We start from the raw sequence: 15,520 nt of genomic DNA, 5'->3' as shown, positions 1-15,520 counted from the left end.
CCAATCGCCTCTTTGGGTGCGCAGAATGGCGCGCCGGGAGAGGCATGAAACCAGAGAAATGCGCAGGGTTCTGCGCATTTCTGGTCGACAAAAGGGTCTATGATGAGCGACGCAAGCATCAACGCCAGCACTCCCCGTGAAGACGAGGCCAGCTTTGGCGATTATTTCTCGCTGCTGAAGCCACGGGTGATGTCACTGGTGGTCTTTACGGCCTTTGTTGGCCTGTTGGCGGCCCCTGTTGGCGTGCATCCGGTGATCGGCTTTTGCGCTGTTTTGTTCATCGCCATCGGTGGCGGGGCCTCTGGCGCGCTGAACATGTGGTGGGATGCCGATATCGACCGGGTGATGAAGCGCACCAAATCGCGCCCCATTCCGGCGGGCAAGGTTGAAGCGGGCGAGGCGCTTAGCCTCGGGCTGGCACTGTCGGGTCTGTCGGTGATCATGCTGGCATTGGCTACCAATGTGCTGGCCGGGGCCTTTTTGGCCTTCACCATCTTTTTCTATGTGGTGGTCTATACCATGTGGCTAAAGCGGGCGACGCCGCAGAACATCGTGATCGGTGGCGCTGCGGGGGCGTTCCCGCCAGTGATTGGCTGGATCGCAGCCACTGGCACCATGTCGGTGGAACCCTGGCTGATGTTTGCCCTGACATTCATGTGGACGCCGCCGCATTTTTGGGCGCTGGCTCTCTTCATGCGGTCGGATTACGATGATGCCGGAGTGCCGATGCTGACGGTGACTCATGGGCGCCGCTCTACACGGGTTCACATCCTCGTCTATACGATCTTGCTGGCTGTTCTGGCCGTTGGAACTGCGTTTTCCGGTATTGGCGGGCCGATCTATCTGGCCGTCGCTTTGGTGATGAATGCGCTGTTCCTGCTGGGCGCCTGGAAAATTTTCCGCCGCGACGAAGACAACTCGGAAGCGGATAACTTCAAGGCAGAGCGCGGCTTCTTCAAGCTGTCCTTGCTCTATCTGTTTTTGCACTTTGGTGCCATTCTGGTGGAAGCAAGCCTGAAACCCTATGGACTGGGAGGCTGGTAAAATGGCTTTGAATAAAGAACACGATCTTCACAAACGCCGCTTTGGCCGCAATATGGGCGTCGGCCTTTTGTTGGGCAGTTTCGTGGTGCTGGTGCTGGCCCTGACTATGGTCAAGGTGACCTCGAACGGGTTTCAGTTTCCGCAGGAACAGGGGGTACAGGACTGATGGCGATGCAGGGTCCACAAAAGACGGTTCTGCAGTTGGTGGCCGTCGTTATCACCATGGGCGCGCTCTCCTGGGCTTCGGTGCCGTTTTATGACTGGTTCTGCCGGGTCACGGGCTTTGGTGGTGTCACAGGCGTGGCCGCGCGCGGTTCCGACACCATCCTGAACGATACCGTTACAGTGCGCTTTGATGCCTCCAAGGAGCGGGACTTTGCCTGGGAATTCAAACCCGTGCAGCGCGAAATGGAGATCCAGATCGGTGACACCGGCCTGGCGTTCTATGAAGCCTACAATCCAACGGACCGGCCTATTGCAGGCCAGGCCTCTTACAATGTGACGCCCTATTCCGCAGGTGCGTTCTTTGAAAAAATCGATTGCTTCTGCTTTACCGAGCAGGTGTTGCAACCGGGGGAACGGGTGGAAATGCCCGTAACCTTCTTTGTCGACCCGGAAATTGTTACCGACCGGGACGGAAAATTCGTGCATACGATCACGCTTTCGTACACGTTTTATGAAATCGATCTGCCCGAGGGCTATGCCGCCCTCGAGACCGGGGAAAACACCGGGGCAGATCTTACCACGAACCAGGCCGATGGGTGAGGGACACTTAAATGGCGCACGCTAAAAATCACGATTTTCACATTCTGCCTCCATCGATTTTGCCGCTTATGGCGTCTGTTGGTGGTTTCATCATGCTTTTCGGGGCAGTTCTCTGGATGCACGGCATCACCGCCTGGATGTTCTGGATCGGCCTGGTTGCCGTTCTGTACACTGCCTTTGACTGGTGGTCCAAAATGGTCGTAGAGGCCCGCGAGGGCGATCACGCCCCAGTGGTCCGGATTGGTCTGCGCTACGGCTTCATCCTGTTTGTGATGTCCGAAGTCATGTTCTTCTTTGCCTGGTTCTGGTCGTTCTTCAAACATGCGATCTACCCGATGGAGACCTATGTCGGCACCGAATATGTCGCCCCTGCGATCCATGCCGTTGATGCATTCCATCTGCCGCTGATGAACACGCTGGTGCTGCTGCTTTCGGGCTGTGCCGTCACTTGGGCGCACCATGCGCTGGTGCATGACAACGACCGCAAGTCGCTGGTACAGGGCCTGGCCATCGGCATCGTTCTGGGCGTCTTCTTCACCCTGTTGCAGGCCTATGAATATTATGAACTGCTGGCGCATGAGGGCTGGAAGTTCGGCGAGGATGAGTTCTACTCGAACTTCTTCATGGCGACGGGCTTCCATGGTTTCCATGTTCTGCTGGGCACCATTTTCCTGATCGTCTGTCTGATCCGTGCGATGAAGGGCGATTTCACCCCTGAACAGCACGTCGGTTTTGAAGCCGCAGCCTGGTACTGGCACTTTGTCGATGTCGTCTGGCTGTTCCTGTTCTTTGCCGTCTACCTCTGGGGTGCCCCTGCCATGTAATCTGGCAGCTGTGTCCGGCCGAATGTACCGGGTACATGTTTGAGGTTTTAAAACCAGGCAACAGACCGTATCAAGCACAGCGCATGGGGAAACTCATGCGCTGTTTTTTATGGCAACGGGACTGATATGCAGCGACTGGGTTTTCTTGCGGTCATTGGTGGGCTTGGGCTTGCAGCCCTGGTAAGCCTTGGCATCTGGCAGGTGCAGCGCCTCGCCTGGAAAGAGGAGCGTCTCGCAACGATCCAGGCACGTATTACGGCCGCGCCCGTGCCCCTTCCTCCCGCGCCCAGCCCTGACAGTGATGCCTACCGGGCCGTGGCCCTTCGCGGAGAGATCGAGGAGCCGGAGCTGCATGTTTTCTGGGTCACCAAAGAGGCTGAGACCGGCTATCGCATCATCGCGCCGCTTGTCACGCAGGAGGGGCGGCGGATTCTGTTGGACCGCGGTTTTGTGCCATCAGCGGCCAAGGGCAGGCTCCGTAGCGTCGGGGCCAGTGCGATCACCGGGAACCTTTTGTGGCCTGACGAAGGTGATTGGACAACGCCTGCGCCCGAGTTGGACACAAACATTCTATATGCACGCGATGTCACCTATATGGCAAAACGCTTGGGCACAGAGCCAGTGCTAGTTGTCGCGCGCAGCGTGTCGCCCGAAACCGCAGTTCAGCCGCAGCCCGTGACAAGTGCTGGCATTCCAAACAACCACTTGCAATATGCGATCACCTGGTTTTCGCTGGCCTTCATCTGGGCCGCGATGACTGCCTCTTTCCTATGGCGCACAAACGCTAAATCCGAAGGTTGAAGCGATGAAATATATCTCTACCCGTGGCCAGGCGCCCGAACTGTCATTCGAAGACGCGATGCTGACGGGGCTGGCCCGTGATGGCGGGCTGTATGTGCCAGCCGAAATCCCACAGATGAGCCAGGCAGAGATCGCAGCCCTTGCCGGATTGTCTTACGAGGAAACCGCCTTTCGCGTGATGCGCCCTTTCTTGGGCGATTGTTTCACCGATGACGAATTTCGCGGCATTATCGAACGCGCCTACGCCGGGTTCAACCATGCCGCCCGCGCGCCGCTGAAACAGCTGGCGCCGAACCATTTCCTGCTAGAGCTGTTCCATGGCCCGACGCTGGCCTTCAAGGACTTTGCCATGCAGTTGATCGGCCAACTGTTTCAGGTGGCGCTGGAACGGCGCGGCGAGCGGGTGACCATTGCCGGCGCGACATCAGGCGATACTGGATCCGCCGCGATGGAGGCCTTTCGCGGCCTCAGCAATGTCGATGTCTTCATTCTCTATCCGCATGGTCGCGTGTCCGAGGTGCAGCGGCGCCAGATGACGACGCCTGCTGACAAGAACGTTCATGCCTTGGCGCTGGACGGCGATTTCGATGATTGCCAGGCGCGCGTCAAAGACATGTTCAATGATTTTGAGTTCCGCGACGGGGTGAAGCTGGCCGGGGTGAACTCGATCAATATCGCTCGGGTGCTGGCGCAGGTGGTCTATTACTTCTCTTCCGCCGTCAGCCTTGGCGCCCCTGCGCGCGAGGTGAGCTTTACCGTGCCCACCGGTAATTTTGGTGATATCTTCGCCGGCTATATCGCCAAGCAGATGGGCCTGCCGATCAAAGACCTGGTGGTGGCCACCAATCAGAACGATATTCTGCACCGCTGCCTGAGCGGGGCAGGCTATCACAAGGGGGACACCGTGCCTTCGATTTCTCCGTCGATGGATATTCAGGTCTCGTCAAACTTTGAACGCGCCTTGTATTTTGCCTATGACAAGGACGCAGGCGCGGTTGCGCAATTGATGGAAGAGCTGAAGTCGGGCGGATTTGAGGTGAGCCAGGGTGCCATGCAGGCCCTGTCCGAAACCTATAAATCGGGCCGCGCATCCGAGGCGGAAACCCTGGCGACGATCAGGTCTGAACTTGCCGCGTCGGGAGAGTTGCTGTGTCCGCATGGGGCCGTGGCGGTCAAGGTCGCTGCAGAGCATCGCGAATCCAAGGTGCCGATGATTACCCTGGCCACCGCCCATCCCGCCAAGTTCCCTGCCGCCGTCAAAGAGGCCTCTGGCCTTCATCCGGCGCTGCCTGAACGGATGGCCGATCTGTTTGAACGCGACGAACGGGTCAGCCAGATCGCCAATGAACTTGGCGCCATTGAAGCCCATATCAGAAAGAACATCACAGAGTGAGAAACAAACAGTGAGCGTCCAGCAACATCAACTTGCCAATGGCTTCCGTCTGGTGACGGAGTCCATGCCGGGGCTGCAATCCGCCTCTATCGGGATCTGGGTCACAGCTGGTGGGCGCAACGAGCGGCTGGAGCAAAACGGTATCGCCCATTTCCTTGAACATATGGCGTTCAAGGGCACCAAGCGGCGGTCTGCGTTGCAGATCGCCGAGGCGGTAGAGGATGTCGGCGGTTACATCAACGCCTATACTAGTCGCGAGGTCACGGCCTATTATGCGCGGGTGCTGAAGGATGATGTGCCGCTGGCGTTGGATGTCTTGGCCGACATCCTGCGCAACCCGGTGTTTGATCCGCGCGAAATCGAGGTAGAGCGTGGCGTGATCCTGCAAGAGATCGGCCAGGCGCTGGATACGCCGGATGATGTGATCTTTGACTGGCTGCAGGAAGAAAGCTATCATAATCAACCTCTTGGTCGCAGCATCCTTGGCCCGGCAGAACGGGTCAGCGCCTTCAGTCGCGAAGATCTGACTCAGTTTGTTGATGAACACTACGGGCCAGAGCAGATGATCCTTTCTGCTGCTGGGGCTGTGGATCACGCCACTCTGGTGAAATTGGCCGAAGATTTGTTTGGCGATATGGAGTCCCGCCCCGGCCGGGTGATGGAACCGGCCCAGTTTACCGGCGGTGAGGCGCGCCATACAAAAGAGCTGGAGCAGGCGCATTTTGCCCTGTCTTTTGAAAGCCCGGGCTATCGGGACGATGCGATCTATACGGCGCAGATCTATGCGGGTGTTATGGGCGGGGGCATGTCCAGCCGCCTGTTCCAGGAGGTGCGCGAGAAACGCGGGCTGTGTTATAGCATCTTCGCCCAGGCCGGCGCGTATGCCGATACTGGCAGTACCACGATCTATGCGGGTACTGCAGGCGATCAGCTGGAAGAACTGGCCCATATCACCATTGATGAGATGAAGCGTGCAGCCCAAGACATGAGTGACGCCGAGGTTGAACGCGCCCGCGCCCAGATGAAGGCAGGCATGCTGATGGGGCTGGAAAGCCCGACCAACCGGGCTGAACGTCTGGCACGTCTGGTTCAGATCTGGGAACGGGTGCCGCCGCTGGAGGAAACTGTCGCCCTGATTGATGCGGTCAGCACCGAGGATGTGCGCCAGATGGCCGAAGAGCTTGCCCTGCGCGCCCCCGCTGCCATGGCGCTCTATGGTCCTGTTTCGGGGGCCCCTAGCCTTGCTGCGCTGCAGGCGCGTCGTATCGCCTGATGTTGCTGAGCCGTCGCAAACTCCGACTTGAAACAGAGCGGCTGACGCTGCGCCCGCCGGTGCATTCGGATTTTCAGCCCTGGGCAGCGCTGCGGTTGAAAAGTCAGGCCTATCTTACCCCCTGGGAGCCAGCCTGGGCGGCGGATCATTTGGGACGCAAGTCCTTTACCAATCGGGTTTATTGGGCGCAGCGCTCGATCTCTTCTGGCACGGCGTTGCCGCTGTTTCTGATCCGGCGCGAAGATCAGGCGATTGTCGGGGCGATCACCCTGGACAATATCCGGCGTGGACCGGCGATGGCGGGAACGCTGGGGTATTGGACGGGGCAGCCCTTTGGCCGACAGGGCTACATGCGTGAAGCCATAGGCACGGTGGTGCACTATGCCTATGGCAAGCTTGATCTGAGCCGGATCGAGGCGGCCTGCCTGCCTGAAAACACCGCATCGCGCGGGTTGTTGGAAAAATCCGGCTTTAAATACGAAGGTGTGGCGCAGTCCTATTTGCAGATTGCCGGGCGCTGGCGCACCCATGTCCTCTATGCGGCGCTGCGACATGATCGCCGGGGGCGAACCCAGGTCGGTTGAGTGTTATTTGCTGTGCGATTTCACCGGTGGATTTGCAGTCACCCGGTGAAATCGCACAGCTGCCGGGCTGAGCTGTCCAGGATCCAGACCAAGAGGCTTGCCATCGGGCGCCAGATTGGGGATGCAGGGGCATGACATATAAATCCGCTGATGCTGTCTTTGCTGCCACCCTCTCTGCCGCGCTGCCAGAAGGGGTACTGTGCCGATGTGAACCGCGATATCTGGAAGAGCCACGTGGCCGCTATCAGGGGCAGGTGGGTCTGCTGGCCAAGCCAACCTGCACTGACCAGGTTGCCACCCTTGTGCGCGCAGCCAATACCGCGCGTGTGCCGGTGGTGCCCTATGGTGGCGGCACCGGGCTGGTTGGTGGACAGGTCATGCCCGAAGGGGCTGCGCCCTTGTTGATCTCGCTGGAGCGTATGGCGCGCATCCGGGCTGTCTATCCACAGGAAAACGTGCTGGTGGCCGAAGCCGGTGCCATTTTGGCCGATGTGCAACAGGCAGCCCTGGCGCAGGACCGGCTGTTTCCGCTGTCGCTGGCAGCCGAAGGCACGGCGCAGATTGGTGGCAACCTGGCCACCAATGCCGGCGGGGTCAATGTGCTGCGCTATGGCAATGCCCGTGATCTCTGTCTTGGGCTTGAGGCCGTGTTGCCAAATGGCGAGATCTGGAACGGGCTGAGCCGCCTGCGCAAGGACAATACCGGCTATGACCTGCGCAACCTGCTGATCGGCGCCGAGGGGACTTTGGGCGTGATCACCGCAGCCACTGTTAAGCTGGCGCCAATCCCGGCCCGGCAGGGGGTGGCGATCTTTGTTGTGCCAACGCCCGATGCCGCGATTGCCCTGTTGGCTCTGGCGCGTGATCGTCTGGGCGAGGGGGTAAGCGCCTTTGAACTGATGCACCGGCAGGGGCTGGCGTTTCTGGCAGAGCACCTGCCACAGCTGCGCCAACCCTTTGCCGAGCCGCCCACCTGGTCGGTGCTGATCGATCTCGGCCTGTCGCGCGGGCAAGATCCGGTTGCGGCCCTCACAGACCTGTTTGAAGCGGCGCTAGAGGCTGGGCTGACCGAGGACGGGGTGATCGCGCAATCGCAAAGCCAGGCGCAGGCGCTCTGGGCAATGCGGGAACAGATCCCCGAGGCCAACCGCATGGTCGGCTCGATCTCCAGCCATGACATTTCGGTGCCGATTTCGCAGATCCCTGATTTCATCCAGGCCGGTGGTGCGGCAATTGCCGCCCTGGGCGAGGGGGATATGCGGGTCAACTGCTTTGGGCACCTCGGCGATGGAAACCTGCACTATAACGTCTTTCCGGCCCCAGGAAAATCGCGAGTAGACTATGAACACCTTGCTGCAGATGTCAAACGCAGGGTGCATGACCTGGTGCAGGAACGGGGCGGTTCTTTCAGCGCCGAACATGGGGTAGGCCGGATGAAAGTGGCCGACCTGCAGCGCTATGGCGATCCGGTGAAACTGGCGGCGATGCGAGCGATCAAACAGGCGCTGGACCCTAATGGGATCATGAACCCCGGTGCGGTTCTGCCGCTGTAGCGGGTTTGATACGGCCTGCGAGGCAGTAAAGGGGGCGCTCCCGCGTAGCCTGTGCCCTTCCTGCGGAAGGACCGGCCACTTGGGCCCGGCGCCGCGCATCCGCGCGGCGCGCCTTTATGGCTGTTCCAGCCATAAAGGCCATGCCCAACGGGAAGGTCTCCATGTGAATGGAGGCCTGACGGGCGGGAGGACACCGCCCTGTCAGAACTAGGGATGAGAGGCTATTCGCCCTCGAATTCGCATAAGACGTGCACATCCATTCCCATGTTTTCCAGAACCTTGCGGCCACCTAGATCGGGCAGATCAACGATAAAGGAACAGGAAATGATTTCCCCGCCCAGGCGTTCGATCAGTTTGATCCCGGCAGAGGCGGTGCCGCCTGTCGCGAGGAGGTCATCAACCACGAGAACCTTTTCGCCCGGCTGAATGGCATCTTCATGGATTTCGACGATGGCTTCGCCATATTCCAGCTTGTAGTCTTGGCTGATGGTGCGGCCCGGCAGCTTGCCTTTTTTTCGGATGGGCACAAAACCGACGCTGAGCTGGTGGGCAATGGCTCCGCCCAGGATAAAGCCCCGCGCCTCAAGCCCGACGACCTTGTCGATCCGTTCTCCGGCATAGGGGTGCAGCATCTGGTCGATGGCCATGCGAAAGCCGCGCGGATCGGCAAAGAGCGTGGTGACATCGCGGAACATGATGCCCTCGTGGGGGAAATCAACAATGGTGCGGATATAGTCTTTGACGACTGTCTTCTTTGGCATGGTTCGGCTTTCCGTTATTGGCAGATGGTATCGTAGGGCGCGCCTTCAGGCCAACAGGGTTTGGCTGATGCAGAGGACGCACGCAAGGGGTGAGGGTGCGGCGCATCCCCATGAGGTCAGCGAAATACTCGAGTTGTCAGGCGCATCAGGCCTTCCAGTGGGCCGCGTCTGGCGAAGAGCCCCCAAAGCCAGCTTAGCATCATGGAGAGCGCACAGAAGCCAAGGCTGTAGCCTAAGATCTGTTGCGGGGTGAGACTGCCATCCAGCTGCCCCAGGGCCTCCAGCGTGCCCATGCCCACCAGGATATGCGCGATATATAGGCTCAGCGCGATCCGCCCCGGCGCGGCCAGCCATTCGCCGAGGCCAAGCCGGTCCAGGGTTGGGGTGGCGCGCAGTGTAAGGCCGAGAACCAGCGCGGCACTGCCGCTGGCAGCGAGGATGTAGAACGGCCCCGGCGGCAGCGCTGCGGTGCCGAGCACTGCGGCCAGATCCGGATCTTGTACCATTTGGCCGGGCAGGCTGGCCAGCAAGGCGCTTGTACCACCCCAGAGGATTAGCCGGGTCTGAACTGCTTTTTGTCCCAGATCCTGCCGCCCGATCCACATGCCAATAAAGACAAAGCTTATCCAGGGGAATACGGGGTGCCAGCCGTTGAAAAAGGCGTGGCGCAGAAATCCTTCCAAGGTCCAGAACTCTGCGTAGCTCAGGTCATTCCAATCCCAATGTGCCTCATAGTCCAGCAGCAAAAGCCCCAGGAGGCCAATCACTACCGCGCCAAGCGCGGCGGCCAGCAGGTGGCGGGGGGCCACTTTCACAAAGGGCAGGGCGAGCAGAAAATACAGTGCGTAGAAATGCAGAATATCCGCCTCGAATACCTGCAGGTTCAAGAGCCCCAGCGCAAAGAGAACCCCGGCCCGTGCAAGAATTTCGCGTTTGGTGCTTGTGCCCATGCTCAGGCCAATCCCGGCCAGTACAACAAAAAGCGCCGCGGCACGTCCCTCCAGGCTGTTGGTCAGCAGCGAGGCAAAATCCTGTCCGGCAGTGACCTGCGCTGCAATCCTGAAATTCACCAGAACCATGCCGCAATAGGCAAGAAACCGTGCAATATCCAATCCATTTTGGCGCATGTGGAGCTCTCTCAAATTTGTCTGACAACTATGAATGTGTCTCATCACGTCGCCGTGAAGCTACCTATCTAATGAAGGGGCGGGCGGCGAAATAAAAAGGGGGCAGGCAAAAAGGCCCGCCTCCAGTTGCGAAAAACTGCCTGTTGGCGGCGGTCAGCCCAGCACCCGGCCCGCCACCGCATCCAACTTTGCCAGCAGGGCCGGATCGCGTTTTTCGGGAGCAGTCATCACGGCGAATTCCAGCGCGCGGTCGCAGCCCTGCGGACAGGGGGCGCGTGCAGGCCCCAAGAGCGCGGGCAGATGGCGCACCAGCGCGCGGGCATGGCTGGAATTGCCCTGTAGCGTGGACAGAATATCGCTGATATCGACTGCCCCGTGATCAGGGTGCCAGCTGTCGTAATCGGTGACCATGGCGATGGAGGCATAGCAGAGTTCGGCCTCGCGGGCGAGCTTGGCCTCGGGCATGTTTGTCATGCCGATCACATCACAGCCCCAGCTTTCGCGATACATTTTGGATTCCGCTATCGACGAGAACTGCGGCCCCTCCATACAGAGATAGGTGCCGCCGCGATGCACCGTTACGCCTGCCGCGCGGGCGGCCTGTTCAGCTGCATCGGACAGGCGGGCACAGGTCGGATGGGCGACACTTACATGGGCGACGCAGCCGGTTCCAAAGAAGCTTTTCTCGCGGGCGAAGGTCCGATCGATGAACTGATCGACGATGACAAAATCTCCCGGCGCCATTTGCTCGCGGAAGGATCCGCAGGCGGAAACAGAAAACACATCCGTCACCCCAAGCCGCTTGAGCGCGTCGATATTGGCGCGGTAGGGCACTTCGGTTGGCGAATGGACATGGCCGCGCCCGTGGCGGGGCAGGAAGGCCATTTTCACCCCGTCCAGCTGCCCGGTGAGGATCTGATCCGAGGGCGCGCCCCAGGGGGTTTCAACCGAGGTCCAGCTGGCGTCCTTCAGCCCGTCGATTTCATAAATGCCGGATCCGCCGATCACGGCGATCATGGTGTCCTGTGTCACGCGTCTTGCTCCTGTTGTATTCGGTTGGTTCTCTGCCTGCCTGCTTGCCCACCTACCTGGTTGGGGCGCTGCGGTTGTGCCTGTTGATTTGTGCCTGTTGATTTGTGCCTGTCTGGTGGCAGTTTGACAACTGCAGCAACCACTGTACCGGACGGCTGGCTGGCGGTCTTTGGTGGTGGTTTGCGGTGGCGCGGCCTATCGCAGGCTGCGGTCGGGGTGCTGCAGGGCGCTGTCCATCATCTTGCGAAAGGTGGGGCATTGGGAATGCTGCGGCGCCTGGCAGCGGGCGACATGACGGAGTGCGCGTGACAAGATGGCCAGTTCGCGTATGCGGTGGTCAACCTCCTCTGCGCGGCTGAGCAAGCGGTCGCGATCAAGGGTGAAATCCGCCTGCGCCGCACTGGCAGGGCCAAAGATGTTGGCAATATCGCGCAGCGAGAACCCGGCCCGCCGCCCCATGGCAATCAATGCCAGACGGTCCAGCACCGAGGCGTCATATTGCCGACGCAGCCCCTTGCGACTGTCGGCGGCAATCAGGCCCAGCTCTTCATAATAGCGCAGGGCAGAGGGCTTCACACCAGCCCGGGCGGCCACGTCGGCGATATCCATCGATTTCATCTTGACCTCAAGTGCACTTTAATTCGCAAACAAGACACCTGTTACAATCATCCGTCAAGAAAAGGAGTTTGGGATGAGCGGGTTTTATCTGGAAATGGGGCGCATTCTGTTGGTGGGGCTTATCGCGACGGGGGTTATGGATGTCTGTACATTGCTGCGCAGCCGCCTGTTGCACGAGAAATCCATGGATTGGGCCCTGGTGGGGCGCTGGCTGGGACAGCTAGCGCAGGGCCACTGGGTGCTGAAGGATGCAAAGACCGCCCCGGTGCAGCCTTTTGACCGGGCTCTGGGCTGGCTGTTTCACTATGTGGTTGGCGTTGGGCTGGCTGCGGCGATGTGGCTGGTGCTGGGGCGCGCGGCACTGGCAGAGCCACAGCTGCTGGTGTGCCTTGGTTTTGGCGCGCTGACCGTGGTGATTCCGATGGCAACCCTGCAGCCGGGGCTTGGGCTGGGGCTTGCGGCGCGCAAACTGCCTAACCCCTGGGCCGCGCGCAGGCGCAGTTTGCTGACCCATCTCAGCTTTGGGCTGGGGCTGTATATTGCGGCAGCTGCTGTAGCCAGTGTTCAGACCAGTGTCTTGGCCTGGCCAATCTGATCGGCCAGGCCGCCGACAGCGGCCCCAGCCCTTGTGCCATTGGCGAAATTCCGCTAGGGGCGGGCAGCGAACAAAGCTCCTCCAATCACAGGTACCCCCCCCAATGAGACGCGCCGCCATGGCCCTGCTGGCCAATCATATCTCCCCGCCGAACCTTTCGATCATGCAGGACGAAGGCTGGTCCGTTGCGCGGGTGCGCACCGAGATCCTGTCGGGTTTCACGGTCTCGCTGGCCCTGGTGCCCGAAGCGGTGGCCTTTGCCTTTGTTGCCGGGGTGCACCCTCTGGTTGGGCTTTATGCGGCGTTTATGGTTGGGCTGGTAACAGCCTTGATTGGCGGGCGTCCGGGGATGATTTCTGGCGCCACCGGTGCGTTGGCCGTGGTGATGGTTGCGCTGGTGGCCCAGCACGGGGTCGAATATCTTTTTGCCACCGTGGTTCTCATGGGCATTTTTCAGCTGATTGCCGGGGTGATGCATTGGGGGAAATTCATCCGTCTGGTGCCGCATCCGGTGATGTTGGGTTTTGTGAATGGTCTGGCGATCGTGATTTTCCTGGCGCAGATGACGCAGTTCAAGGTGCCGGGCAGTGGTGGCGCCGAGTGGCTGTCTGGGCTGTCATTGATGGTGATGCTGGGGCTGGTCGGGCTGACCATGGCGATCATCTGGGCCACACCCAAGATCACCTCGATCATTCCCGCGCCGCTGGCCGGGATTGGTATCGTGGCCGGTATCGTGATCGTCTTTGGCCTAGATGTGCCGCGTGTGGGGGATATGGCGTCGATCAAGGGGGCCTTGCCCTCGCTGCATAATCCCTTTGGCCAAGGGCTGGGCATCTACGGGGATATGCTGGCACCGTTCAATCTGGAAACGCTTAAGATCATCCTGCCCTATGCGGTGATCCTGGCCGCCATTGGCCTGATCGAGAGCCTGCTGACGCTGAACCTGGTGGGGGAAATCACTGGCAAGCGGGGCGGCGCCAGTCAGGAATGCATCGCCCAGGGCACTGCAAATGTGATCACCGGTTTCTTTGGCGGCATGGGGGGCTGTGCCATGATTGGTCAGTCGATGATTAATGTTAAATCGGGCGGTCGGACCCGGATTGCCGGTATCGTCGCGGCGCTCTGCCTGTTGTTGTTCATCGTCGTGGCCTCGCCACTGATCGAGCAGATCCCGCTGGCGGCGCTGGTGGGCGTGATGTTCATGGTGGTGATTGGCACCTTTGCCTGGAACAGCTTGAAAATCATGACCAAAGTACCGCCGATGGATGCCTTTGTGATTGTTCTGGTGACTGTCGTTACCGTCATGAGCGACCTTGCCATTGCGGTTGTGGTTGGGGTGATCGTGTCGGCGCTGGCCTATGCCTGGAACAACGCACGCCGTATTCATGCCATCACACGCGAGTCCGAAAGTGAGGAAGGCGCCAAGGTCTATGAGATTGAGGGGCCGCTGTTCTTTGGCTCTACTGATGGCTTCATCGAGCTGTTCGACGTGGAAAATGACCCCGACAAGGTGATTGTCGAATTTGAACGCAGCCGAGTTGTGGACCAGTCAGCGTTGCAGGCAATCGAGGTCATCGCCGGCAAATATGAGGCGGCAGGCAAGACCTTGATGCTGCGCCACCTTAGCCGGGATTGTCATGAATTGCTGGCTAAGGCCGGCCATCTGATGATCGATAGCGACGATGATCCTGAGTATCAGGTAGCGGTGGACTATTCGGTCAAAACCGGGATTCTTGGCGGTCACTGATCCTGCTGCCACCCTGCCAGTTTGTTGTGCGGTCGCGCCCCTGACGGGGCGCGGCTTTTTTGTTTGGGGGTTCGGATTTACCCAAGCAGCAGGTCAGGGCTGGCGCGGGTGTGGGTCAGTCGGGGGCGAGGCTTTCCAGCATTTCGAGATCGCCCGACAGCAGGGCCGGTTCGGCGCGCGACAGCAGCTCTTGTGGCCAGTGCCACCATTTCAGCGAGAGCAGTCGCGCGATCTGCGGCTTTGGAAAGCGAAAGCGGGCAATGCTGGCAGGGTTGCCAGTCACGATCGCATAGGGCGGTATGGTGCCGCGCACGACCGCGCCCGCGCCGATGATGGCACCATCGCCGATCCGGGCACCGGGCAGTATCATCGCACCGTAGCCAATCCAGACGTCGTGGCCAATGACTGTATCGCGCGTATCGGGCTGAAAGCCTGCCATCTGATCCGGGTCAAACACTGGGAAGGGATAGCAGCTGATCCCCTCTTGGGCGTGATTGGCCGAGGCGGTGATAAAGCGCACGCCATGGGCGATCTGGCAAAACCGGCCAATCACCAGCCGTTCACGCGCCCCGGCAAAGAGATAGGGGGCGAGGTGGCTGGCCCAGTCCTGCGGAGGTTGAAAATCGGAGGCATAGCTATAGTCCCCAACCTGGATATTGGGGTGCGAAATCACACGCGACAGCATGACTGTTCCGGCATGGGGCTGGCCATCTGGCAAGACGATCGGGTTGCGCAGGGCCGGGTTGGGCAGGGGCATCAGAAATCCTTAGTCATCAGGGCGTGCCAGCGAGAAGACCTCGCGGATTACGCTGTAATCACGATAGCCCATCCGGGCCAGCGGTTGGAATGTGGTCACATCAAAGATGCCATCGCGCAGGCAGTCGTCGCGCAGATGAATGCCGGTGACCTCGCCAAAGGCGACCCGGTTGGCCGCGCCCGGCAGGGTGACGATCTGGGTGAGCTTGCATTCCAGCGCCGCTGGGGCCCCGTCGATTCTGGCGCAGTCAATCGTGTCGCAGTCTACAGCCGTGAGGCCGGCATGGTCGAATTCATCCACTTCTTTGGCCAGCGCCTGCGAGGTGGCATTCATTGCGTCGCGCATCTCGTAGCCGACAATATTGACGCAAAAGACGCCGGTTTCCTCGATATTTGCCAGGCTGTCCTTGGTGCCGGGCTGGTCGTCCTTGCTGCCGGTCGAGGCAAACATCACCTGCGGCGGCGTATAGGCAACGCCATTGAAAAAGGAGTAGGGTGCCAGATTGTCGTGCCCATCAGCGGCGCGTGAAGAGATCCAGCCGATCGGACGCGGCGTGATCAACGCGTTAAAGGGGTTGTGGGGCAGCCCGTGGCCGTCTTCGGGGCGATAGAACATGTCGCGTCTCCAATTGTTTGCCCCAGACTTA

At 60.0% G+C, this 15,520-nt stretch carries 17 protein-coding genes; 11 read left to right on the top strand and 6 right to left on the bottom strand.

The genetic code is table 11. The features are described 5' to 3' along the window. Nucleotides 1-102: 102 nt before the first annotated feature. From cyoE to P2081_RS02690, 9 genes are all read left to right on the top strand, one after another. Nucleotides 103-1,044, top strand: coding sequence for a heme o synthase (gene cyoE / locus P2081_RS02730; RefSeq protein WP_278921327.1), 942 nt, complete (start codon nt 103-105; stop codon nt 1,042-1,044). 1 nt (nt 1,045) lies between these two features. Continuing rightward, nucleotides 1,046-1,210, top strand: coding sequence for a cytochrome c oxidase system small membrane protein (locus P2081_RS02725; RefSeq protein ID WP_278921326.1), 165 nt, complete (start codon nt 1,046-1,048; stop codon nt 1,208-1,210). Next, on the top strand, nt 1,210-1,809 hold the full coding sequence (locus P2081_RS02720) for a cytochrome c oxidase assembly protein (RefSeq protein WP_278921325.1): 600 nt from the start codon (nt 1,210-1,212) through the stop codon (nt 1,807-1,809). The genes P2081_RS02725 and P2081_RS02720 overlap by 1 nt, the downstream gene beginning before the upstream one ends. Nucleotides 1,810-1,820: 11 nt before the next feature. Next, nucleotides 1,821-2,633, top strand: a complete 813-nt coding sequence (locus P2081_RS02715) for a cytochrome c oxidase subunit 3 (protein ID WP_278921324.1) — start codon at nt 1,821-1,823, stop codon at nt 2,631-2,633. Nucleotides 2,634-2,759: 126 nt separating this feature from the next. Continuing rightward, nucleotides 2,760-3,434: an SURF1 family protein gene (locus P2081_RS02710; RefSeq protein WP_278921323.1), complete on the top strand. Its 675-nt coding sequence runs from the start codon at nt 2,760-2,762 to the stop codon at nt 3,432-3,434. Nucleotides 3,435-3,438: 4 nt separating this feature from the next. Continuing rightward, nucleotides 3,439-4,827 carry a threonine synthase gene (gene thrC, locus P2081_RS02705; RefSeq protein WP_278921322.1) on the top strand — a complete coding sequence of 463 codons (1,389 nt, stop codon included), beginning with the start codon at nt 3,439-3,441 and terminating at the stop codon, nt 4,825-4,827. A gap of 10 nt (nt 4,828-4,837) precedes the next feature. Continuing rightward, nucleotides 4,838-6,100 carry a M16 family metallopeptidase gene (locus P2081_RS02700; protein WP_278921321.1) on the top strand — a complete coding sequence of 421 codons (1,263 nt, stop codon included), beginning with the start codon at nt 4,838-4,840 and terminating at the stop codon, nt 6,098-6,100. Next, a complete protein-coding gene (locus tag P2081_RS02695; protein WP_278921320.1) occupies nt 6,100-6,684 on the top strand; it encodes a GNAT family N-acetyltransferase in 585 nt (194 codons plus the stop codon). The genes P2081_RS02700 and P2081_RS02695 overlap by 1 nt, the downstream gene beginning before the upstream one ends. A gap of 131 nt (nt 6,685-6,815) precedes the next feature. Then, nucleotides 6,816-8,237 carry an FAD-binding oxidoreductase gene (locus P2081_RS02690; RefSeq protein WP_278921319.1) on the top strand — a complete coding sequence of 474 codons (1,422 nt, stop codon included), beginning with the start codon at nt 6,816-6,818 and terminating at the stop codon, nt 8,235-8,237. A gap of 221 nt (nt 8,238-8,458) precedes the next feature. Here the strand turns inward: P2081_RS02690 and P2081_RS02685 are convergent, their stop codons facing one another. The 4 genes from P2081_RS02685 to P2081_RS02670 form a co-directional block, all read right to left on the bottom strand. Beyond that, the gene (locus P2081_RS02685; RefSeq protein ID WP_278921318.1) at nt 8,459-8,998 is read right to left on the bottom strand and encodes an adenine phosphoribosyltransferase; all 540 of its coding nucleotides are present in this window, start codon (nt 8,996-8,998) and stop codon (nt 8,459-8,461) included. Nucleotides 8,999-9,114: 116 nt separating this feature from the next. Further along, on the bottom strand, nt 9,115-10,125 hold the full coding sequence (locus P2081_RS02680) for a DUF418 domain-containing protein (RefSeq protein ID WP_278921317.1): 1,011 nt from the start codon (nt 10,123-10,125) through the stop codon (nt 9,115-9,117). Between the two features lie 153 nt (nt 10,126-10,278). After that, the gene (locus tag P2081_RS02675; protein ID WP_417701174.1) at nt 10,279-11,142 is read right to left on the bottom strand and encodes an S-methyl-5'-thioadenosine phosphorylase; all 864 of its coding nucleotides are present in this window, start codon (nt 11,140-11,142) and stop codon (nt 10,279-10,281) included. 210 nt (nt 11,143-11,352) lie between these two features. Next, the gene (locus tag P2081_RS02670; protein WP_278921315.1) at nt 11,353-11,775 is read right to left on the bottom strand and encodes a MerR family transcriptional regulator; all 423 of its coding nucleotides are present in this window, start codon (nt 11,773-11,775) and stop codon (nt 11,353-11,355) included. 73 nt (nt 11,776-11,848) lie between these two features. Between P2081_RS02670 and P2081_RS02665 the strand changes: the two genes are divergently transcribed. Continuing rightward, complete coding sequence (locus tag P2081_RS02665) at nt 11,849-12,370, top strand: DUF2938 family protein (protein WP_278921314.1); 522 nt, start codon at nt 11,849-11,851, stop codon at nt 12,368-12,370. A gap of 103 nt (nt 12,371-12,473) precedes the next feature. After that, nucleotides 12,474-14,117, top strand: coding sequence for a SulP family inorganic anion transporter (locus P2081_RS02660; RefSeq protein WP_278921313.1), 1,644 nt, complete (start codon nt 12,474-12,476; stop codon nt 14,115-14,117). 115 nt (nt 14,118-14,232) lie between these two features. On the opposite strand, the gene P2081_RS02655 is transcribed toward P2081_RS02660, so the two are convergent. Together P2081_RS02655 and P2081_RS02650 are read right to left on the bottom strand one after the other, a co-directional pair. Next, nucleotides 14,233-14,874: a CatB-related O-acetyltransferase gene (locus P2081_RS02655; RefSeq protein WP_278921312.1), complete on the bottom strand. Its 642-nt coding sequence runs from the start codon at nt 14,872-14,874 to the stop codon at nt 14,233-14,235. Between the two features lie 9 nt (nt 14,875-14,883). Then, nucleotides 14,884-15,489: a flavin reductase family protein gene (locus P2081_RS02650; RefSeq protein ID WP_278921311.1), complete on the bottom strand. Its 606-nt coding sequence runs from the start codon at nt 15,487-15,489 to the stop codon at nt 14,884-14,886. Nucleotides 15,490-15,520: the final 31 nt, after the last annotated feature.

Origin of the sequence: Pseudophaeobacter profundi, assembly GCF_029697505.1 — a bacterium.
GTDB classification, from domain to species: Bacteria; Pseudomonadota; Alphaproteobacteria; order Rhodobacterales; family Rhodobacteraceae; genus Pseudophaeobacter; species Pseudophaeobacter profundi.
This window is presented reverse-complemented; position numbering and strand designations above follow the sequence as displayed.

Coding starts and splice junctions, on each gene's coding strand:
- cyoE (WP_278921327.1), top strand. CDS start 103: ATGAGCGACGCAAGCATCAACGCCAGCACTCCCCGTGAAGACGAGGCC.
- P2081_RS02725 (WP_278921326.1), top strand. CDS start 1,046: ATGGCTTTGAATAAAGAACACGATCTTCACAAACGCCGCTTTGGCCGC.
- P2081_RS02720 (WP_278921325.1), top strand. CDS start 1,210: ATGGCGATGCAGGGTCCACAAAAGACGGTTCTGCAGTTGGTGGCCGTC.
- P2081_RS02715 (WP_278921324.1), top strand. CDS start 1,821: ATGGCGCACGCTAAAAATCACGATTTTCACATTCTGCCTCCATCGATT.
- P2081_RS02710 (WP_278921323.1), top strand. CDS start 2,760: ATGCAGCGACTGGGTTTTCTTGCGGTCATTGGTGGGCTTGGGCTTGCA.
- thrC (WP_278921322.1), top strand. CDS start 3,439: ATGAAATATATCTCTACCCGTGGCCAGGCGCCCGAACTGTCATTCGAA.
- P2081_RS02695 (WP_278921320.1), top strand. CDS start 6,100: ATGTTGCTGAGCCGTCGCAAACTCCGACTTGAAACAGAGCGGCTGACG.
- P2081_RS02690 (WP_278921319.1), top strand. CDS start 6,816: ATGACATATAAATCCGCTGATGCTGTCTTTGCTGCCACCCTCTCTGCC.
- P2081_RS02685 (WP_278921318.1), bottom strand. CDS start 8,998: ATGCCAAAGAAGACAGTCGTCAAAGACTATATCCGCACCATTGTTGAT.
- P2081_RS02680 (WP_278921317.1), bottom strand. CDS start 10,125: ATGCGCCAAAATGGATTGGATATTGCACGGTTTCTTGCCTATTGCGGC.
- P2081_RS02675 (WP_417701174.1), bottom strand. CDS start 11,142: ATGATCGCCGTGATCGGCGGATCCGGCATTTATGAAATCGACGGGCTG.
- P2081_RS02670 (WP_278921315.1), bottom strand. CDS start 11,775: ATGAAATCGATGGATATCGCCGACGTGGCCGCCCGGGCTGGTGTGAAG.
- P2081_RS02665 (WP_278921314.1), top strand. CDS start 11,849: ATGAGCGGGTTTTATCTGGAAATGGGGCGCATTCTGTTGGTGGGGCTT.
- P2081_RS02660 (WP_278921313.1), top strand. CDS start 12,474: ATGAGACGCGCCGCCATGGCCCTGCTGGCCAATCATATCTCCCCGCCG.
- P2081_RS02655 (WP_278921312.1), bottom strand. CDS start 14,874: ATGCCCCTGCCCAACCCGGCCCTGCGCAACCCGATCGTCTTGCCAGAT.
- P2081_RS02650 (WP_278921311.1), bottom strand. CDS start 15,489: ATGTTCTATCGCCCCGAAGACGGCCACGGGCTGCCCCACAACCCCTTT.